Consider the following 18,892-nt stretch of genomic DNA (forward strand, 5'->3'; position numbering starts at 1 on the left):
AGACCGACCGGCCCTTCGCATGGAACTTTGTCATCGCCCTGGTACATGGGCTTATCCTCAAACCTCAAGGCTTCTTCATCACCTGTCCGTTGACCGTCACCGTCCGGTCTTCATCTATCGTGACGTCCCAGCGCAGACGGCCGTCCGGGTCGGTCTTGGCAAAACCCTTGGCAGCCAGCAGGCTAAAGGAAACGCTGTTCAAGCGAGGCTGGGCTTTGGCGGCCTCCTGAATGGCGGCTACCGTCTTGTCGAAATCGCGCGCGAGGATCGTCGCCTGCAGCGAGATGCTGGAATGCGCCTTGGTCGAACCCTTCAGCTCGCCGGAAACCTCGACATCGTAGACGTCAGACCTTGCGCTGATCTTCGGGAACTCCAGCGTTCCGTAGCCGCTCGGAAACATCGTGCGCTTCAGCGCCTCACCGGAAACCGGCGTCGCCCGTGTGGCAATCGAATCGAGCCCGGCATCGATGAGGCCGGCGAAGTTGATATTGGGCACGCCGAGTTGAACATCCAGCGTCGCGGGCAGGAAAGGCGTAAAGGCAGCCGGCACGAGATCGGCATCCGGCGTGAACTGCTCAGCCCTCAGTTCCAGATTGACGTTCGACGCCTTGGTGAGACCGTCCATCTTGAAACTATAGTCGATGCGCTTGACGCCGACCTTGCCCTTCTCCGTCGCCACCAGCGCGTTATTCACGGTCACGGTCTTGCCGAGCGAACCGAAAACCGGCAGGGCTTGATGCACCAACTGCTCGAACTTCTCGCTGCCGCTTTGCGACAGCTGCTTGGCCTTGACGTGTTGAACGAAGAAACGAATGAGCGCGCGCAGATCCTTCACCGGCAAGCTCGTTGCAGTGACGTTGGTATCGACGCTATCCGCGCTGAAAGTGATGGGAGCAGCGTCCGGTCGCACCGTAAACTGCTCGCGCAAGCGTTGCAGCGTGCCTTGCAATTGCAGATCGACCTTGCCTGCCTCGCTGCTGTCGGTGACCGTATGGGCAAATGAGGCGCTGTCGATGGTGGCATCGATCTTGCGCCCGCTTTTCGGGCCGCTGCCGGCGCTTGAGAATTTCACGCCGCTGCTCTTGATACCCATCGACCGCATCATTTCGATGGCAGGATCGAAAATGCCGTCGAAGGAACTGGAGGCGATCGAATAGGCAATGTCCGAGGTCGGCGAATGGAGCGCGACATCGAGGCTATTGTCGCCTGTCAGATGCCACCTTCCCTGTTCGACGGGCTGCGCAAAAAGGGAGAGCGGCTTGAAACCCGTTACCGAAAACGCGCTCGAATTGATCTTGTCGAAGAACTTCGCGAGATCGTAGGTAATCTGATATTGATCGCCGGCCGGTTTGACGGTTACGAAATCGCTGCGGGCAAGGTCCTGCGAAAGCGAATGGGTCAGGATGTTGCGGAGTTCCTTGGCGCCTTGCTCATTGACGTCGGCTGCCTGTGATGCGCCGGCAAGACCCATGGAAAAAACCGCGGCGGCGATTGTCCTGGAACGCATGCCCGACCTCTCCTTCTGACCCTAATCGATTGGATTCGACTGTTGATGGGGCTGAGGGTATATGTCAAGACGTTGATAGAAATGGCGCTGCAGGCTTGTTCGCGGCAGTTGCAATGTCACCACAAAGCTTCGCATTCCGGAGGTGCTTGCACCTTTGAGCACTTTGTATTATACGCCACGCGTCCGCGTAGACACCCTTGGAGGCAACGCGGATGAGGCAGGGCATGCCCTCCTCCAGTTCAGTCGATACGGCGTATGACCGAGCGAATGAACTCTCCAAATAACCTCGAAAGGAATAGCTATGAGCCACGAAAGCTACGAGCTCAAGGCCGAGGCGCGCGAACGGGTTGGTAAGGGGTCCGCCCGTGAACTTCGCCGCAATGGTCTGATCCCCGCTGTCATCTATGGTGACAAGCAGGCCCCCATTTCCATCGCTCTCAACACCAATGAGGTGACGAAGCGCATCCACGCCGGCGGTTTCCTCACGACGATCGCAACGATCGACGTCGACGGCAAGAAGATCAAGGTTCTGCCGAAGGACTACCAGCTCGATCCGGTCCGTGACTTCACGGTCCACGTCGACTTCCTGCGCGTTTCCGGCAACACCGCGGTCACCGTTGAAATCCCGGTTCACTTCGAAAACCACGAGAAGTCCCCGGGCCTCAAGGCTGGCGGCGTGCTGAACATCGTTCGCCACGAAGTCGAAGTTCATTGCCCGGCTGACGCGATCCCGGAATTCTTCACCGTTGACCTCACCGGCCTGAAGAGCGGCGACAGCATCCACATCTCGGCCGTCAAGCTGCCGAAGAACGTGACCCCGGTCATCGCCGACCGCGACTTCACGATCGCAACGATCGTTGCTCCGGCAGCTGGCCTTGCTGAAGAAGAAGCAGAAGGCGGCGAAGAAGCCAGCGCCTGATTGGCATCTTCGACCTGAAGCATTGAGACCCGCCTCCCCTTCGGGACGGCGGGTTTTTTCATGTCCGGAAACAAATATTAGAGAAAGTAAAAATAAGAATGTCTTGGAATCTATACTATAGTTGATTTCCATTAACCCCAGAGTTTCAGCAACATTTAACGGATTCATGAAAATCTGCGCGAAAGAGTTGTAGAAAGCGGTGCCCCCTAAATCCGCTGGTCTATGACTGGGGAGCTAACGGAACTATGAGCCATTCGGTCGAAAACAGGTTTTTCGCGATCGTTTGCGGTGCGCTGCTGGTTTTCGTAGCGCCGCTCTTCATCCTTTTCCTTTTTCTGTCGTCCGAACGCGCTGAAAAGGAAATCAAGGATCACATAACCGTTCTCCTCGTGGCCAATGCCCAGGCCCTCGCAAAGCCGCTATGGGACCTGGACGAAGACAGCGTGACCCAGATCAGCGCGACGACAGTCGCCGAAGGCGCGATCGTCCGCGTCAACGTCCGCGATCTTTCCGGCCAGCTCGACGTCACGCAATCGACCATCCCGAAATCCTACAAGGGCAATCTGGAGTCGGTTGATCGGCCGATTATCTACAACGGCGTCGATGGTGCGAAACGGCTCGGCACCATCACGGTCTATTATCCCCAGCTAGGCCTCTTCGACGGCCTGAAGAGTGAGGAGATCGTCTTCATCTCCATCTTCATCTTCGCCGTACTGACGGTCTTCGGCGCGGCGCTGATCGGTAACCGCATCTTCGTTATCCAACCGCTGATGCGGTTGACGCATGCCATCGAGGCCACACGGAGGCTCGGCTCGCGTCACCACGTCGACTGGCAGTCGAACGACGAAATGGGCCGCCTTGCCAGCAGCTTCAATGACATGCAGAGCAAGTTGCAGCGCGAGGAAACCGAGCTGAAGTTCGCTCATCGCCGGGCGACCGATACCTATAATCTGACACCCGCCATGCTTTTCTCGCTCGACAAGAATGATTGCATCGCTGCCGTTAGCGACTATTGGCTCGCCACCACGGGCTACGATCGCGCCGACGTGATCGGCCGCGAGTTTGCAAGTCTGATCCTGCCGGATTCGCGCGTACAATATATCGAGCGCAAACGCGGCAACCCCGACAGTGCCGCCCGCCTCGCCGTGACGGTGAAATTCCTTTGCCGAGATGAGCGGGTCATGGATGTCCTGATCCTCGAAACAACCGCGATCCAGGATGGCCTGTCGCTCTCCGTCATGACCGACGTCACCGAACTCAAGCAGTCGGAAGACCGTAATCTGCGACAGGCGATTACCGACCACCTGACCGGCCTTCTCAACCGCCAGGGCTTCGAGAGTGCGCTGGACGCAAAGATCAATGAAGCCGATCTGCGCAGGCGCGAACTCGCCTGCCTCTTCATCGATCTCGATCGCTTCAAATGGATCAATGACAATATGGGCCACGCCGCCGGCGATGCGGCACTGCGCGAATTGGTATCGCGCCTGCAGAAATGCCTGAAGCCGGGTGACATTGCCGCGCGCCTCGGCGGCGACGAATTTGCCATGCTGCTGCTGGCCGAGAATGCGGAAGCGAGAGCGATCGACATGGCGGCCCTCATCGCGGAGGTCTTCGAGGCACCCTTCATCGGCGATGCCCGCCTTAGCGCCAGCATCGGCATTGCAATCTACCCGCGTCAGGCCGCCAATGCGGCTGAACTGCTGTTGAAGTCCGATATCGCCATGTATGCCAAGAAGCGCGATGGCAAGAACGGCGCACAGATTTTCGACAACGGCATGCTGGACGATTCCCGCCGCCGCGCCGAACTGGAGAACCATATCGAAACCGGCCTCAACGAAGACTGGTTCGAAGCCTACCTGCAACCCGTCGTGAATATAGACGACCGCTCGATCGCCGGCTTCGAGGCGCTGATGCGTCTGCACCATCCACAAAAAGGCATCCTGCCCCCTGGCCGCATCATCGAGGTCGCCGAAGAAACCGGTTCGATCATTCGCATCGGCAACCGCATCATGGAGAAGGCCATCGCCGATTTTGCTCGCCTCTCACGGATCGAGGGCATGCAGGATACCTATCTCGCCATCAACTTCTCGCCGCTGCAGTTCGAGCAGGAATTGCCGCTGCGCATTGCCGCCCTGCTATCACGCTACGAAATTGCTGCCCGGCGCATCGTCGTCGAAATCACCGAGGCTGTGCTCATGGATGACAATCCGGAGACGCGCATGGTGATCAACGAGATCTGCCGCTACGGCTGCCGCATCGCGCTCGACGATTTCGGCACAGGTTATTCGTCACTGAGCTATATCAATCGCTTCCCGGTCGACATTATCAAGATCGACCAATCTTTCATCCGCGCCATCAACGATACTGCCTCCGATGTCAGCGCCAAGAGCCGCATGCTGGTCGAAAGCATCACCACACTGTCGCACAAGATGAATTGCACGGTGATTGCGGAAGGCGTGGAAACCGAGGAGGAATGCGCTACCCTGCGTGCCATGGGTATCGACTATGGCCAGGGCTATCTGTTCTATCGGCCGCTGCATCCAGACCATCTGGTGAGGGCGCTGGTCGGCTCGCAGCAACATCACCCTTCCCCCGTAGCGCAAGCGTCATAGCGATGAGGAACCGCATGCGAAAACTGCTGCTCATGATTGCTACCGGCCTGTTTTCGCTCACCCTTCTCTCCTCCGTCCACGCCGAAACCGTTCATTTCACCACCGAGGAATATCCGCCCTTCAACTACCGCGAAGGCAAGACGCCTGTCGGCGCGACCACCGAGCAGGTGGAAAAGATCATGGCCGATATCGGGGTCGATTACACGATTACCGTCATGCCCTGGGCTCGTGCCTACAATCAGGCGCTGGCCGAACCCATGACCTGCGTCTTCGCCACGGCGCACAACGAAGAACGCGATCTGCTCTTCAAATGGGTGCAACCATTGTTGATCGATCGAAATATCCTGATCAAGCACAGTGGTTCGAAGGTTGTCGCGACGACCATCGACGAGGCAAGGAAATATCTCGTCGGCACATGGCGGGACGACTACACGGAGACTATCTTGCGCCGAAATGATTTTCCGCGCATCGATGTCGGCAGCGATTTCAAGGCCGCGCTCAAGAAGCTGATGAGCGACCGCATCGACCTGATGCCGATCTCGGAATTCTATTTCGACAAGCTGAAAAAAGAGGGCAATGCCGTGGAGAAGGTGACCCTTCTCTCGCAACAGCCGATGGGAATCGCCTGCCATAAGGATTTCCCGGCCGAACTCCTCAACAGGATGCAGGCGGCGCTGAATGCGCTGGTCGCCGACGGAACGCAGAAGCAGATTTTCCTGAAGTACGGCCTGCACCTCGGCGACTGACCGCATCCCACCTTGACTTTGCCGTCAAATCGCTGTGGTGAAGGGCATCGGCATTTTCGAAGGGTGAAGCACATGCTTCTCATCGCGGGTCTCGGCAATCCCGGCGCCAAATATCAGGGCAACCGCCACAATATCGGCTTCATGGCCGTGGACGCGATCTATCGTCGCCACAGCTTTTCGCCCTGGTCGAAGAAATTCAAGGCGGAGATTGCCGAAGGCGAACTCGGCGGCCAGAAGGTGTTGCTCATCAAGCCGCAGACCTTCATGAACCTCTCAGGTGAATCCGTCGGCGAAGCCATGCGCTTCTATAAGCTCCAGCCGTCGGATCTCGTCGTGATCTACGACGAACTCGATTTGCCCGCTGGCAAGGCGCGGCTGAAGACCGGCGGCGGTCATGGCGGCCATAACGGCATCAAGTCCATCGATGCCCACTGCGGCAAGGAGTATCGCCGCCTGCGGCTTGGTATCGGTCATCCCGGCGCCAAGGAGCTCGTGCACAATCACGTTCTCGGCGATTTCGCCAAGGTGGATCAAAGCTGGCTCGAGCCCCTTTTCGACGCACTTGCCGACAATGCCGACATGCTGGTGCGTGGCGAGGATTCGCAGCTGATGAACAAGATCGCGCTTGCCCTCGGCGGCAAGGCGGAAGACGACACCCCGAAGCAGGAAAAGAAGGCGCCGGCGAAGTCCCATATCCATCAGGCGCGCAATCACAGCCAGCCGAAGATCCCGGAAACCGGTCCCATGGCGGAAATGCTGAAGAGGATGTTCGGCAAGAAGGACAATTGAGATGTCGGACGCAGCAGTCGAAGATACCGCAGATATCGTCATCCGGCCGATCGCGATGGCGAACCTGCCGACGCTGCTTGCACTTTACCGGCATCTGAACGTGGAAGATCCGATATTGGATCTACAGCTGGCGGCGACCCGCCTTGCAGAAATCCTCGCCCATCCCGGCATGACGATCTTCGCCGCCTTTGACGGCGACAAGGCCGTCTCTTCCGTGACACTGATCGTCATCCCAAATCTCACACGCGGCGGCGCGCCCTATGCTTTGATCGAGAATGTGGTGACCCACGCCGACTACCGCCGGCGCGGCCTTGCCGGCACGGTCCTCCGCAAAGCGTTTGCAAGCGCCTGGGAGAGGAACTGTTATAAGATCATGCTGCTGACCGGCTCGAAAAATCCCGCGACGCTGCGCTTCTATGCCAATTGCGGCTTCACGCAGGACAAGACCGGCTTCCAGATCCGCCGGCCCACCTAGCGACTATGACTGCGCCTATTCTTCCGGCTCTGTCGTGAACATCAGCGGGAAGCCGGCACTCTTGGCAAGATCGACCGCTTCCTGAGCCTTCGTCTCGGCAATGTCGCGCGCGCAGACCATGACGACGCAGGTCCCGAGCTTGTGCGCCGTCATCATCACGCGATAGCCGGTCTCCTCGCTCATGCGGAAGACGGCTTTGAGCACCATGATGACGAATTCCCGCGGCGTGTAATCGTCGTTCACGAGAATGATCTTGTAGAGCTTCGGCCTCTCGACCTTCGGCTTTGTTTTAGGCTTTGGTTTCAGGACAACATCATTGTCACTCATCGGCATCACCGTTGACGACAGGGGAAAGGGTTTTGGGCTAATGGGGAGATTATAGTGCAGCGCACCACATCCTTCAAGGATGGTCGTGTGAGGGAGACAATGTGGCCGTTTCCCGCTCTCAGCCCTTCCATTAGCAGAAAAGCGGCTCTTTGCCCGCACAAGACTTGACCCGCAACGGCCCTTCCCCCATAGGCACAGCAAAGATTTTCAAGATATGGACAAGGTGCCATGGGTTTCAAATGCGGTATCGTCGGCCTGCCGAATGTCGGCAAGTCCACTCTGTTCAACGCGCTGACCAAGACGGCGGCAGCACAGGCGGCAAACTATCCGTTCTGCACCATCGAGCCGAACACGGGTGAAGTCGCGGTTCCCGATCCGCGCATGCGCAAGCTTGCCGACATCGCCAAGTCGAAGGAATTGATCCCGACGCGCATCTCCTTCGTCGACATCGCCGGCCTCGTGCGCGGCGCGTCGAAGGGTGAAGGCCTCGGCAACCAGTTCCTCGCCAACATCCGCGAAGTCGATGCCATCGTGCACGTGTTGCGCTGCTTCGAAGATAGCGACATTACCCACGTCGAAGGCCGCATCAATCCGGTCGCCGACGCGGAAACGATCGAGACCGAGCTGATGCTCGCCGACCTGGAGAGCCTTGAGCGCCGCACCGAGCAGACGCGCAAGCGCGCCACCGGCAAGGACAAGGAATCCATGGCGATGCTGCCGATCATGGATGCGTCGCTCGCATTGCTGCAGGAAGGCAAGCCGGTTCGCACGCTGCTGTCGAAGCTCGACGCCGAAGAGACCCGCATCCTCAAGGGCCTGAACCTGTTGACCTCGCACCCGGTGCTCTACGTCTGCAACGTCGCCGAGGGCGATGCCGCGACCGGCAACGAGCACACGGCAGCCGTCGCCGCCATGGCCAAGGAGCAGAATTCGGAAGTCGTCATCATCTCCGCTGCCATCGAGGCAGAGGTGGCGCAGCTGCCGGACGAAGAGGCGAAGGAATTCCTCTCCGCGCTTGGTCTCGACGAAGCTGGTCTCGACCGTCTGATCCGCGCCGGCTACAAGCTCTTGCACCTCATCACCTACTTCACCGTAGGTCCGAAGGAAACGCGCGCCTGGACGATCGAACAGGGCACCAAGGCGCCGCAGGCGGCCGGCGTCATCCATTCGGATTTCGAGCGCGGCTTCATCCGCGCCAACACCATCGCCTATGACGATTACATCGCCTACAACGGCGAAACCGGTGCGAAGGAAGCGGGCAAGGCGCGCGACGAAGGCAAGGAATACGTCGTCCAGGACGGCGACGTCATCCACTTCCGCTTCAACACCTGATCGTCTCCTTGTTGCCGACGCTCATCTCAGCGTCGGCAATCTGGCCTGCACGCCGGCAGGCAGGCGCCGCACGACGATGCGGCGCAGATCGGTCCAGCCGATGCCGATCACAAGCACGACTAGACCGACAATCATCAGCACCAGGAAGCCCACCTTGTCGAGGCCGGCATTGTTGTGCCGGAGAATGGCCGCGGTCGCGAGGCCCAGCGACACGAGACCTGCGGTCACGAAAGCGCGGCGATCGATGACCAGGCCGATCAGCATCATCACCAGCACCGCCACGAGGACGGTCACCGCTTGCAGATACCCCCCAAAGAGGGCGTCGGTGAGATTGGTGAAGACGGTACCGCTGCTGGCAAGCTCAAGGCGCAATGCCAACAGGATCGTGGAATAAAGCAAGGCCGGCGCCGTTGCGAGATGCAGCCAGAAGGCTACGTCGGAGCGGCGCGTCACTCTCTGCGGGTCGCTGAGATCGTAGCGCATTGCCAATGCAAAGCTGCCGAGAGCGGTTATCAGCAAGATTATCATTGTCTGGATCGGGTAATCAGCCGGCACATTCGAAGACCCCGTCACCGTACCGGCGACATAGAAGACCGCGGCGAGAAACAGGCCGAACAACGAAAATAGGAAGAGTGCCAGCGACAGCGGCACCCGATAGCGCCAGTAAAACAAGGCCAGAGACAGCGGGAATGGCGCCACCAGCACGATTGCGCCGATCGTGAAATTATTGCTGAGCGCCGGTGTCGAGCTGACATAGGTCACCACCGTATAGAAAACCCAGACGGCGAGGGCGACGGTCAAGACCACGGCCGGAAGCGCCAGTCGCTGGCGGCGCACCAGGATCTCGGCAAGCACGACAATCGCCAGTATGGGTGCATAGCGGTTTGCCAATCCCCATAGCCCGATGAGCAGCACGATGACGCCGATGGTGATGAGTACATCGTGAAAGCCACGCACGAAACGCGGCGCTTCCGTATCTTCCAGCGGATTGGGATCGTCCTGCCCGTGCTGCGATGAAAGAGCCTGCGCCGGCAGGATGCCGATATTCCTCGTGGTGAGGTAGGGCAGCAATCGTTCGGCCTGGCCCGAGGAAATAATCCCTTCGCCGGCAGCATCTTCCAGTGCGACCTTGAGTTCGCTCATTCTCGCTCTCGCTTCATTTCATCACCGCCAAGCCTCAACATATCGTTGACCCACAATCAAGGGCTGTCAGTCGTCGATGGACAATCATCTTTGGCCACACCTTGTCACGAGCATGAAAATGCTTGCACCGCCACTGCAGGCTATGCGATTGCCGATGAACGAGACGTGGAGGACGACAGAAGACATGACGAAACTCGTCTACGAAGACTTCCAGCCAGGACGAGAATTTGCCCTCGGCCCGAAGCATATGACCGCGGCGGAGATCATTGAATTCGCCAGTGAATTCGATCCGCAACCGATGCATCTGGATGAAGAAGCCGGCCGCGCCAGCATTCTCGGCGGCCTTGCCGCTTCCGGCTGGCATACCTCGGCGGTGTTCATGCGCATGATGTGCGATTCCTACATTCTCGCCGCCGACGCGCAAGGCGCACCGGGCATCGATTTCATGGAATGGAAGAAGCCGGTTCTGGCCGGGGATACACTGTCGGGCCGATCCATCGTGGTCGAGGCGCGCGCCATGCGCTCCCGCCCCGGCATCGGCATCGTCAAATTCCGTCATGAAGTCGAAAACCAGCGCGGCGAGCTCGTCTGCCTTGGAGAAAACGCGACCATGATCCGCATGCGCGCCGGCGCGGAGGTTTCGGCATGAAAATGAGCGACCTCTATGCCATCGGTGAACGCATCGAGATCGGCAGCCACACCTTCACACCCGAAGCCATCGTCCACTTTGCCTCGCGCTTCGATCCGCAGATCTTCCACATGGATGCGGAAGCGGCCAAACATTCCTTGTTCGGCGGCCTCTGCGCCTCCGGTTGGCACAGCTGCTCCATGTGGATGCGCAGCTTCGTCGATTTCTGGAAGTCCGAAACGGCAAGACTGATCGCCGAAGGCAAGACGCCACCCAATCTTGGCCCCTCGCCCGGCTTCAAGAACCTGCAATGGCTGAGGCCGGTCTTTGCCGGCGATACGATCACCTATGGCGTGGCAATCCTCGGCAGCCGCCCTCTTGCCTCGCGCCCTGGCTGGACGCTCTATACGCTCGCCTGTGACGGGGTGAACCAGGATAGCCTGCCGGCTTTGCGCTTCGAAAGCACAGTGCTGGCTTTTGAATAAAAATCCGCGGGACCGCTCGTGATGACCCCGCCCATCTTCCAGGCCGGTCAGTGACCGGCGAATTCCACCAGCGTATGCACGGGCACGTCGAGCTCTTCGAGCTTCCTGCGGCCACCAAGGTCAGGCAGGTCGATCACGAAGCAAGCTGCGACCACTTCGGCGCCGATCTGGCGCAGAAGCTTCGTGGCGCCGACCGCCGTACCGCCCGTCGCGATCAGGTCGTCCACCAGAATGACCTTTTCGCCAGGATTGACCGCATCGCGGTGCATCTCCATCTCGTCGACGCCATATTCCAGGCTGTAGGCGATGCGGACGATATCGTGCGGCAGCTTGCCCTTCTTGCGGATCGGCACGAAGCCGGACGACAGCTGATGCGCCACCGCACCGCCGAGAATGAAGCCGCGCGCTTCCATGCCGGCGACCTTGTCGATCTTGGAACCGGCATAGGGATGCACCAGCGCATCGACGGCGCGTCGGAACGCCCTGGCATCGCCAAGCATCGTCGTGATGTCACGGAAGATGATGCCGGGCTTGGGATAGTCCGGAATGGAACGGATGCTGGCGGCGAGCTCCGAAGCGATAGTGTTCATGAAATATGTACTCTCAGGCTATGATAGGGCCGGCCGCACCCTATCAAGACCGGGGCGCTATACCAACAAAAAAGGCGGCCCCGACGGGCCGCCTTTTCATTGAAACATCGCAATACTCAGTGAGCACCGGCCTTGGCATAGACGGAGCGCTTCGTGAGATAGATCAGCGTCGAGAAGATCAGCAGGAACACCATGACCATGAAGCCGAGGTGCTTGCGATCTTCCAGATGCGGCTCGGATGTCCACATCAGGAAGGCGGAGACGTCACGCGCATACTGGTCCACCGTCTGCGGCGAGCCGTCGTCGTAAGTCACCTGACCGTCCGAAAGCGGCTTCGGCATCGCAAAGGTCGCGGCCGCATCGAAATACGGATTGTAATGCGAGCTCTGCGGCACCTTAAAGCCGGCCGGCGGCTCTTCATAGCCTGTCAGCAGCGAGTAGATGTAGTCCGGTCCACCTTCCTGATACTGCGTGAAGATATCGAAGATGAACTGCGGGAAGCCGCGCTCGATTTCGCGTGCCTTGGCAAGCAGCGACATGTCGGGCGGGACTGCTCCGTTGTTGGAGGCAGCGGCAGCCTCGTCGTTCGGGAACGGCGAGTTGAAATGGTCAGACGGAAGCGCCTTGCGGGTGAACATCTCACCCTGCGGGTTCGGGCCGTCCTGCACTTCGTAATTGGCAGCAAAGGCCTTTACCTGTGCTTCCGTATAACCGAGGTCTTCCAGCGTGCGATAAGCCACCAGCTTCATCGAATGGCAGGCGGAACAGACTTCCGTATAGACCTTGAGGCCACGCTGCAGCTGCGCCTTGTCATAATAGCCGAACGGGCCGGAGAAGGTCCAATGCTGCTCGCGCGGCTCCTTCAGCGGGTAATGCGGCGTTTCGGCTTCGGCGGCGGGCTTCGTTTCCGCGGCGATCACCGCGGCAGTCGGGAAGCCGCCGATGAGCGTCAGGGATAGAAGGCCGACAATAATCTTCTTCATCGTTTTCTTCCTCTATCGCCGGTTATGCTTGAACCGGAGCGGCAACTTTACCGCCCTGCTTCTCAAGAACCGCTTCCGTAATCGAATTTGGAATGCGCCTCGGAGTCTCGACGATGCCGAGCACCGGCATGATGACGAGGAAGAACAGGAAGTAGAACAGCGTCGCGAACTGCGCGGCCGTGGTATAGATGCCTTCCGCCGGCTGCGAGCCCAGCCAGCCGAGGAGGATGGCATCAGCGATGAACAGCCAGAAGAACAGCTTGTACCAGGGACGATAGACGGCCGAACGGATCTTCGACGTATCGAGCCAGGGCAGGAAGAACAGCACGATGATCGCGCCGAACATCGTCAGAACGCCGCCGAGCTTGGAGTCGATCGGGCCGATGTTGAAGGTGATCGAACGCAGCATCGCGTAGAACGGCAGGAAGTACCATTCCGGAACGATGTGGGCCGGCGTCTTCAGCGGGTTGGCCGGGATGTAGTTGTCGGCGTGACCGAGGAAGTTCGGCAGGTAGAAGACGAAGTAGGCGAAAACCAGCAGGAAGATGGAAACGCCAAGCGCATCCTTCAGCGTCGCATAGGGCGTGAAGGGTACGGTATCGGTCTTCAGCTTGACTTCGACGCCGGTCGGGTTCGTCTGGCCGGTCACATGCAGTGCCCAGATGTGCAGGATGACGACGCCTGCGATCATGAACGGCAGCAGATAGTGCAGCGAGAAGAAGCGATTGAGCGTGGGATCGTCGACGGCGAAGCCGCCGAGCAGGAAGGTCTGGATCCAATCGCCGACCCATGGGAAGGCCGAGAAGAAGCCGGTGATAACGGTCGCACCCCAGAAGGACATCTGGCCCCAGGGCAGAACATAACCCATGAAGGCGGTCGCCATCATCAGGAGGTAGATGATCACGCCGAGGATCCAGAGGATTTCGCGTGGCGCCTTGTAGGAGCCGTAGTAAAGGCCGCGGGCGATGTGCAGGTAGACGGCCACGAAGAAGAAGGACGCGCCGTTGGCGTGCATGTAGCGCAGCAGCCAGCCGTGGTTGACGTCACGGACGATCTTTTCGACCGAATTGAAGGCAATTGCGGTGTTGGCCGCATAGTGCATGGCGAGCACGACACCGGTCAGGATCTGCAGGACCAGCATCACGGCCAGCATGGCGCCGAACGTGTAGGCATAGTTCAGGTTGCGCGGGACCGGGTAGGCGATGAAACTATCATAGACCATGCGCGGCAGTGGAAGCCGCGCGTCGACCCATTTTTCGAGCCCTGTCGATGGCTCGTAAGACGAATGACCACTCATGTTTCAGCTCCCCCTCAACCGACCTTGATCTTCTTTTCCGACGTAAACGCATATTGCGGAATCGCAAGATTCATCGGTGCAGGCCCATGGCGGATGCGGCCGGCGGTATCGTAGACCGAGCCATGGCAGGGACAGAACCACCCGCCATATTCCCCTGCCTGACCGAGCGGAATGCAGCCGAGATGGGTGCAGACGCCGATCATGACGAGCCAGTTTTCCTTACCGTCGCCAGCCGAACGGGCAAGATCGGTTGCCTGTGCATCAGCCGGCAGATTGGCGTTGCGAGCAACCGGATCCTTCAGGTCCGAAAGCTGCGTGCCCTTGGCGTCGTCGATTTCTTTCTGCGTGCGGTTACGGATGAAGACGGGTTTACCGCGCCATTTCACCGTCAGCGACATGCCGGGCTCAAGGCTCGACACATCGACTTCGATGGATGCAAGAGCGAGCGTCGATGCGTCCGGCCGCATCTGGTCGATAAACGGCCATGCGACGGCGACTGCACCAACGGCGCCGGCCATACCTGTCGTCAAATAAAGGAAATCGCGACGAGTCGGCTCGCCGGTGGACTCAACTGTCGTACTATGCTCGCTCAACGCTGCACATCCTCTTCCCGCAAACCACGGCAAAACCGTGGTACCCCTCTCACTAACGGCGAATCAATGCGACCATAATTCCGCCATAGATTCCTCCGTAACCCGCTGCGTTCTAAGCTTGATCGCAAATTATGTCCAGTCTTGGCAAGGGGTAAGGGCACAATGTCGCGGCAAAACTGCGCTATTGCGTCGCAAGGCCGGAGCCTACACTCCTCCTGCAATAACGCGAAAAGTTAAGCCCATGAAAAAACTGGGGATTTCTATAGTATTTTCTCATATTGCAGGGCAAAATAGACAATGATTTCAATGCTGCATTGCAAAAGATGACATAGTATCAGCACGTTCGCACCCTCACAGGACTTACGCTTTACCTCTTAAATCCAAGTGGATTTCCCTCACGATTTATGGAGGATTGCATTCGTTGTCTTGCGCGTACAACGCAGCGGGAATGAAGCACGAGAACTTCTCATGAGACACACGATTTATTGCGTTCTATGCGTTCTCGCCACACTGGCGGTCGGCATCCTTGCGGCGCGTTACGTCGTGGATTCCTGGGTGCTGGCCTTTTTCGAAAGTCTGCAGACCCATATCAGCCTGTTTGCGATCCTGCTTGCCTTGATCGCATTCGCCTTCAAGCGCCACTGGTATGCGCTCTTCCTGGCCGCGGCCGGAAGCATCCTGCTGGTTCACTCGGTCCTCATGCTACAGGAATACACGACGTCTTCGCTCGTCGCTTCGGCGGAGGCGAGTGGCGACCATTTCAGATTGCTCTCCTTCAACATCGAGGACAGCAATTTCGAAAACGGTCCCCGCATCGCCGATCTCATCATCGCCTCGAAGGCCGACGTCGTCGAAATCTTCGAGGCGGGACCGATCTTTTCCGAGATGGACCGCATCTTGAAAGTCTATCCCAACCGTATCGGCTGCGGCGTGATGACCACCGATTGCGATTCCCTGCTGCTCTCGAAAAGACCCTTGCAGACCCAGCTGATGCGCAGCCTCGGCAGCCTCTGGGACAATCGCTTCATTCTCGCCACCATCGACATGGACGGCCAGCCCGTGAACTTCGCCTCCGTTCATCTGAGCAAGCCCTATTTCGATGCGTTCCACCAGATCGAGCTTGGTCTCCTCGCCCCCGCCCTCGACGAGGTGAAAGGGCCGTTGATCCTCGCAGGAGATTTCAATGCCTCGGTCATCACACCCGACATGCGCGACTTCCTGGCAGCAACCGGCCTTCGCCACGCCTTCCCCGAACCTGCCACCTGGCCGATCGCGGCTGGCGCTTACGGCATCACCATCGATCACGTCTTTGCCCGCGCGCCGCTTCGGTTGATATCCGTAAAGCAGATCCGCGACGCGATGGGCTCGAACCATTTCGGCTTGATGACCGAGTTCAGCGTGCCTCGGCACCAATAATCCGGCGGGTCTCGGCGTGGATCAGTCGGCATCCGCGGCGATGAAGCCACCGGATTGGCGTGCCCAGAGTTCGGAATAGAGGCCGCCCCGCGCGATCAGCTCGTCATGCGTGCCGTCTTCGATGATCTCGCCCTTGTCGATGACGATCAGCCGGTCGAGCTTGGCGATGGTCGACAGCCGGTGTGCGATCGCAAGAACGGTCTTGCCCTTCATCAGTGCGTCGAGATTGGACTGCAGCACGGCCTCGGCTTCCGAATCCAGCGCCGATGTGGCCTCATCGAGCACCAGGATCGGCGCATCCTTCAGCATTACGCGCGCAATCGCGATGCGCTGGCGCTGGCCGCCCGAAAGCTTGACGCCACGCTCGCCGACATGGGCAGCATAGGCGGTACGCCCCTTCTGATCTTCGAGAGCGGTAATGAAGCGATCCGCCTCCGCCTGCCTTGCCGCCTCCACCATCTGCTCGTCGCTGGCATCGGGCCGGCCAAAGAGAATGTTGTCGCGAATGGAACGATTGAGGAGCGCCGTATCCTGCGTCACCATGCCAATGGCGCCACGCAGCGACTCCTGCCTGACGGCAGCGATATCCTGGCCATCGATCAGGATGCGGCCGCCTTCGAGATCGTAGAAGCGCAACAGCAGATTGACGAGCGTCGTCTTGCCTGCCCCAGAGCGACCGACGATGCCGACCTTCTCCCCTGGGCGCACGTTGAGGGAGAAATTGTCGATGATGCCGCCGCCGCGCCCATAGTGAAAGGTGACGTTGTCGAAGCGAATTTCAGGCCCGGCGATCCTCAGATCCCTGGCCTCCGGCCGGTCGACCAGGCCGATCGGCTCCGAGATCATTTCGGCCGAATTCTGGATCGTGCCGAGATTGCGCATGATGGCGTTGAACTGCGACATCATGCGGCCGAAGAGCATGTTCAGTCGCAGCACCATGCTGAGCGTGAAGGCGACGCCGCCGGTGGAAATCTCGCCCATCAGCCAGAGATGAACGGCCAGCGCACCGATGGTCGTAATCATCACGCCTGAAAGCAGCGCCAGCGACGAACGCACACCGGTCAATAACCGCGTGAACGGCATGACGGCCGCCTGGAAGCGGTCGAAGCCGTTGCGGATGTAATGATCGTTCCGCTCTTCCCGACCGAAGAGCTTCAGCGTCTGGATATTGGCATAGGCATCGACCATGCGGCCGTTCAGCATCGAGGATGCCTCGGCCGCGTTGCGGGCATGCTGTCGGATGCGCGGCACGAAGTGGCGGGCAAGCAAGGAGAAGATGCCTATCCAGACCGCGATGACGAGCGCCAGCCGCCAGTCGAGCCCGCCGACCAGCGCAATGGTCGAGGCGGCATAAATGATGATGAACCAGACCACCTGCAGCAGCGATACGACCAGATCGCCGGTCGCCTGCCCGGCTGACCAGACCTTGGTGACGACGCGACCGGAAAAATCGTTCTGAAAAAACTCGACCGATTGCCTGGCGACATGCCGATAGGCCTGCCAGCGCACGAGGTTGAGAAAACCCGGGACAACGACCTGTTCCTCGACCAATGCGCCGAGGCTGACGACGACGAAACGCACGACAAGCACGACGAAGACCATGCCGAGCAGCGCCGCACCATGACCGGCGAGCAGTCCACTCCACCCCTCGCCCGGCTTCACCTTGTCGAGGATGTCGACAAGATGCCCGACGAACCAGAAGAGCGCGGCTTCAAGCATAGCAACCGCGCCGCCAAGCGCTGCCATCGCCAGGAAGGGTCCCTTGGCCTGGCCGACATAGTACCAGATGAAGGCACTGAGCGACCGCGGCGGTCGAAGATCGCCGCTGCGGTAATAGGGGTCAATCCACGTCTCGAACAGACGGAACACGGAACGGATGAACATGGAAGCGATATAGGGAATTTCCGGAGATCCGGAAAGTAAAGGTGTGTCATTGAGAAGGTTACATTTTCGTTAGAATACGGTGCCTTATGATTTGAGAGGTGTGCGCGAGCTGGCGATTGACCTGCAATTTCATTCAAGACCGACGAAGACGACGAGGCGATATTGCTCGAAGTCATCACCGAGTGAAATTCATGCCTCCTATTTCCGTTAAGACCGACGCGACGCATCCACTGCATCCATCGTCAACGCGCATCGGACCTCCGACGAACCGCCCGGACGTCTTGCGTGGATCGCCGCTTGAAGGAAACACATCGGCTCAAGCCTTGCCGCCGATGTGCCAACCTTCCATGGGGGCCAACGCATGAGCATGGAGTTCCTGATAACGACCCTCATCATCGTCGCGTCCCCCGGCACCGGCGCAATCTACACGCTTGCGGCCGGATTATCGGGTGGCATGAGGGCGAGCGTAGTCGCCGCGTTCGGCTGCACACTTGGCATCATCCCGCATTTGCTCGCCGCGATAAGCGGCCTTGCCGCGCTTCTGCATGCCAGCGCTGCGGCGTTTCAAGGCCTCAAATGGCTCGGGGTCGCCTATCTGCTTTACATGGCCTGGTCGATGTTTCGGGAACGAGGTGTTTTGCGTATCGACGGCGCACCGACCGACAAGAGTACGCAGCAGGTGATTGGCTCGGCAGTCCTGATCAATTTGCTCAATCCAAAATTGTCGATCTTCTTCTTCGCCTTCCTGCCTCAATTCGTGACGCCGGATAAGACAAATCGGATCATGCTGATGCTGCAGCTCAGCCTGGTCTTCATGGCGCTCACCTTCTTCATTTTCGCAGCGTATGGTGTGTTTGCGGCCTACCTGCGCCGCCATATCGTCTCAAATCCGACTGTTCAGTCGTGGATGCGCCGAAGCTTCGCAACCGCCTTCGGAGTGCTCGCAGTGCAGCTTGCTCTGGCGAGCCGTTAGAGCATGTCACGTAAAAGTGTGCAGCAGTTTTGCGATAACGACATGCGCAAAATCGACGACTGAAAGTGCGGGAAGTGGATCTGAAAGATCACAACGCGCTCTAGCTCGCAGCGTCGTCTTCCAGACTTCTTCGTTGCGTTTTGGATTTCTTGAAAATAGTCGCTCGGGAAAATAGCAACTGGGGGCCACAGCA

The 18,892-nt window shown here is 59.0% G+C and carries 18 protein-coding genes; 10 read left to right on the top strand and 8 right to left on the bottom strand.

What is annotated here, in order from left to right; translation table 11 throughout:
* Positions 1 to 64: 64 nt before the first annotated feature.
* Positions 65 to 1,507: a hypothetical protein gene (locus AC13Q5_RS08140; protein ID WP_488501376.1), complete on the bottom strand. Its 1,443-nt coding sequence runs from the start codon at positions 1,505 to 1,507 to the stop codon at positions 65 to 67.
* Between the two features lie 301 nt (positions 1,508 to 1,808).
* Between AC13Q5_RS08140 and AC13Q5_RS08145 the strand changes: the two genes are divergently transcribed.
* The 5 genes from AC13Q5_RS08145 (at position 1,809) to AC13Q5_RS08165 (ending at position 7,048) form a co-directional block, all read left to right on the top strand.
* Positions 1,809 to 2,426 (top strand): 50S ribosomal protein L25/general stress protein Ctc, encoded by a 618-nt coding sequence (locus tag AC13Q5_RS08145; protein ID WP_075851082.1) that lies wholly within the window; start codon positions 1,809 to 1,811, stop codon positions 2,424 to 2,426.
* 245 nt (positions 2,427 to 2,671) lie between these two features.
* Positions 2,672 to 5,038 (top strand): EAL domain-containing protein, encoded by a 2,367-nt coding sequence (locus AC13Q5_RS08150; RefSeq protein WP_488501377.1) that lies wholly within the window; start codon positions 2,672 to 2,674, stop codon positions 5,036 to 5,038.
* Between the two features lie 14 nt (positions 5,039 to 5,052).
* Complete coding sequence (locus AC13Q5_RS08155) at positions 5,053 to 5,784, top strand: substrate-binding periplasmic protein (RefSeq protein WP_488501378.1); 732 nt, start codon at positions 5,053 to 5,055, stop codon at positions 5,782 to 5,784.
* A 72-nt stretch (positions 5,785 to 5,856) separates the two neighbouring features.
* On the top strand, positions 5,857 to 6,573 hold the full coding sequence (pth, locus tag AC13Q5_RS08160; RefSeq protein ID WP_457881662.1) for an aminoacyl-tRNA hydrolase: 717 nt from the start codon (positions 5,857 to 5,859) through the stop codon (positions 6,571 to 6,573).
* A 1-nt stretch (position 6,574) separates the two neighbouring features.
* Complete coding sequence (locus tag AC13Q5_RS08165) at positions 6,575 to 7,048, top strand: GNAT family N-acetyltransferase (protein WP_488501379.1); 474 nt, start codon at positions 6,575 to 6,577, stop codon at positions 7,046 to 7,048.
* Between the two features lie 15 nt (positions 7,049 to 7,063).
* Here AC13Q5_RS08165 and clpS read toward each other — a convergent pair whose 3' ends face one another.
* Positions 7,064 to 7,375 carry an ATP-dependent Clp protease adapter ClpS gene (gene clpS / locus AC13Q5_RS08170; RefSeq protein WP_112340697.1) on the bottom strand — a complete coding sequence of 104 codons (312 nt, stop codon included), beginning with the start codon at positions 7,373 to 7,375 and terminating at the stop codon, positions 7,064 to 7,066.
* Positions 7,376 to 7,603: 228 nt separating this feature from the next.
* Between clpS and ychF the strand changes: the two genes are divergently transcribed.
* Entirely contained in the window at positions 7,604 to 8,707 is a 1,104-nt protein-coding gene (ychF, locus tag AC13Q5_RS08175; RefSeq protein WP_075851087.1) for a redox-regulated ATPase YchF, read from the top strand.
* 21 nt (positions 8,708 to 8,728) lie between these two features.
* Here ychF and AC13Q5_RS08180 read toward each other — a convergent pair whose 3' ends face one another.
* Positions 8,729 to 9,850 (bottom strand): hypothetical protein, encoded by a 1,122-nt coding sequence (locus AC13Q5_RS08180; RefSeq protein ID WP_488501380.1) that lies wholly within the window; start codon positions 9,848 to 9,850, stop codon positions 8,729 to 8,731.
* Between the two features lie 184 nt (positions 9,851 to 10,034).
* On the opposite strand from AC13Q5_RS08180, the gene AC13Q5_RS08185 reads away from it, so the two are divergent.
* Both AC13Q5_RS08185 and AC13Q5_RS08190 read left to right on the top strand, forming a co-directional pair.
* On the top strand, positions 10,035 to 10,499 hold the full coding sequence (locus AC13Q5_RS08185) for a MaoC family dehydratase (protein WP_488501381.1): 465 nt from the start codon (positions 10,035 to 10,037) through the stop codon (positions 10,497 to 10,499).
* On the top strand, positions 10,496 to 10,963 hold the full coding sequence (locus AC13Q5_RS08190; protein WP_488501382.1) for a MaoC family dehydratase: 468 nt from the start codon (positions 10,496 to 10,498) through the stop codon (positions 10,961 to 10,963). The genes AC13Q5_RS08185 and AC13Q5_RS08190 overlap by 4 nt, the downstream gene beginning before the upstream one ends.
* Before the next feature lie 47 nt (positions 10,964 to 11,010).
* On the opposite strand, the gene AC13Q5_RS08195 is transcribed toward AC13Q5_RS08190, so the two are convergent.
* The 4 genes from AC13Q5_RS08195 to petA form a co-directional block, all read right to left on the bottom strand.
* Positions 11,011 to 11,553, bottom strand: a complete 543-nt coding sequence (locus tag AC13Q5_RS08195; RefSeq protein ID WP_075851091.1) for an adenine phosphoribosyltransferase — start codon at positions 11,551 to 11,553, stop codon at positions 11,011 to 11,013.
* Between the two features lie 116 nt (positions 11,554 to 11,669).
* Positions 11,670 to 12,536: a cytochrome c1 gene (locus AC13Q5_RS08200; protein WP_488501383.1), complete on the bottom strand. Its 867-nt coding sequence runs from the start codon at positions 12,534 to 12,536 to the stop codon at positions 11,670 to 11,672.
* Positions 12,537 to 12,558: 22 nt separating this feature from the next.
* Complete coding sequence (locus AC13Q5_RS08205; RefSeq protein ID WP_075851093.1) at positions 12,559 to 13,833, bottom strand: cytochrome b; 1,275 nt, start codon at positions 13,831 to 13,833, stop codon at positions 12,559 to 12,561.
* Between the two features lie 14 nt (positions 13,834 to 13,847).
* Positions 13,848 to 14,426, bottom strand: a complete 579-nt coding sequence (gene petA / locus AC13Q5_RS08210) for a ubiquinol-cytochrome c reductase iron-sulfur subunit (protein ID WP_075851094.1) — start codon at positions 14,424 to 14,426, stop codon at positions 13,848 to 13,850.
* A 468-nt stretch (positions 14,427 to 14,894) separates the two neighbouring features.
* Here petA and AC13Q5_RS08215 point away from each other — a divergent pair, with 468 nt between their 5' ends.
* Complete coding sequence (locus AC13Q5_RS08215) at positions 14,895 to 15,842, top strand: endonuclease/exonuclease/phosphatase family protein (RefSeq protein ID WP_488501384.1); 948 nt, start codon at positions 14,895 to 14,897, stop codon at positions 15,840 to 15,842.
* Positions 15,843 to 15,863: 21 nt separating this feature from the next.
* On the opposite strand, the gene AC13Q5_RS08220 is transcribed toward AC13Q5_RS08215, so the two are convergent.
* Positions 15,864 to 17,726, bottom strand: coding sequence for an ABC transporter ATP-binding protein (locus tag AC13Q5_RS08220; protein WP_488501385.1), 1,863 nt, complete (start codon positions 17,724 to 17,726; stop codon positions 15,864 to 15,866).
* 361 nt (positions 17,727 to 18,087) lie between these two features.
* Here AC13Q5_RS08220 and AC13Q5_RS08225 point away from each other — a divergent pair, with 361 nt between their 5' ends.
* Positions 18,088 to 18,699 (top strand): LysE family translocator, encoded by a 612-nt coding sequence (locus AC13Q5_RS08225; RefSeq protein ID WP_488501386.1) that lies wholly within the window; start codon positions 18,088 to 18,090, stop codon positions 18,697 to 18,699.
* Positions 18,700 to 18,892 lie beyond the last annotated feature (193 nt).

Source organism: Martinezella sp. CNPSo 3964 (genome assembly GCF_057784375.1).

Bases quoted from the DNA above. Each gene is read 5' to 3' on its own strand.
- AC13Q5_RS08140 (WP_488501376.1), bottom strand. From the start codon at position 1,507: ATGCGTTCCAGGACAATCGCCGCCGCGGTTTTTTCCATGGGTCTTGCC.
- AC13Q5_RS08145 (WP_075851082.1), top strand. From the start codon at position 1,809: ATGAGCCACGAAAGCTACGAGCTCAAGGCCGAGGCGCGCGAACGGGTT.
- AC13Q5_RS08150 (WP_488501377.1), top strand. From the start codon at position 2,672: ATGAGCCATTCGGTCGAAAACAGGTTTTTCGCGATCGTTTGCGGTGCG.
- AC13Q5_RS08155 (WP_488501378.1), top strand. From the start codon at position 5,053: ATGCGAAAACTGCTGCTCATGATTGCTACCGGCCTGTTTTCGCTCACC.
- pth (WP_457881662.1), top strand. From the start codon at position 5,857: ATGCTTCTCATCGCGGGTCTCGGCAATCCCGGCGCCAAATATCAGGGC.
- AC13Q5_RS08165 (WP_488501379.1), top strand. From the start codon at position 6,575: ATGTCGGACGCAGCAGTCGAAGATACCGCAGATATCGTCATCCGGCCG.
- clpS (WP_112340697.1), bottom strand. From the start codon at position 7,375: ATGAGTGACAATGATGTTGTCCTGAAACCAAAGCCTAAAACAAAGCCG.
- ychF (WP_075851087.1), top strand. From the start codon at position 7,604: ATGGGTTTCAAATGCGGTATCGTCGGCCTGCCGAATGTCGGCAAGTCC.
- AC13Q5_RS08180 (WP_488501380.1), bottom strand. From the start codon at position 9,850: ATGAGCGAACTCAAGGTCGCACTGGAAGATGCTGCCGGCGAAGGGATT.
- AC13Q5_RS08185 (WP_488501381.1), top strand. From the start codon at position 10,035: ATGACGAAACTCGTCTACGAAGACTTCCAGCCAGGACGAGAATTTGCC.
- AC13Q5_RS08190 (WP_488501382.1), top strand. From the start codon at position 10,496: ATGAAAATGAGCGACCTCTATGCCATCGGTGAACGCATCGAGATCGGC.
- AC13Q5_RS08195 (WP_075851091.1), bottom strand. From the start codon at position 11,553: ATGAACACTATCGCTTCGGAGCTCGCCGCCAGCATCCGTTCCATTCCG.
- AC13Q5_RS08200 (WP_488501383.1), bottom strand. From the start codon at position 12,536: ATGAAGAAGATTATTGTCGGCCTTCTATCCCTGACGCTCATCGGCGGC.
- AC13Q5_RS08205 (WP_075851093.1), bottom strand. From the start codon at position 13,833: ATGAGTGGTCATTCGTCTTACGAGCCATCGACAGGGCTCGAAAAATGG.
- AC13Q5_RS08215 (WP_488501384.1), top strand. From the start codon at position 14,895: ATGAGACACACGATTTATTGCGTTCTATGCGTTCTCGCCACACTGGCG.
- AC13Q5_RS08220 (WP_488501385.1), bottom strand. From the start codon at position 17,726: ATGTTCATCCGTTCCGTGTTCCGTCTGTTCGAGACGTGGATTGACCCC.
- AC13Q5_RS08225 (WP_488501386.1), top strand. From the start codon at position 18,088: ATGAGCATGGAGTTCCTGATAACGACCCTCATCATCGTCGCGTCCCCC.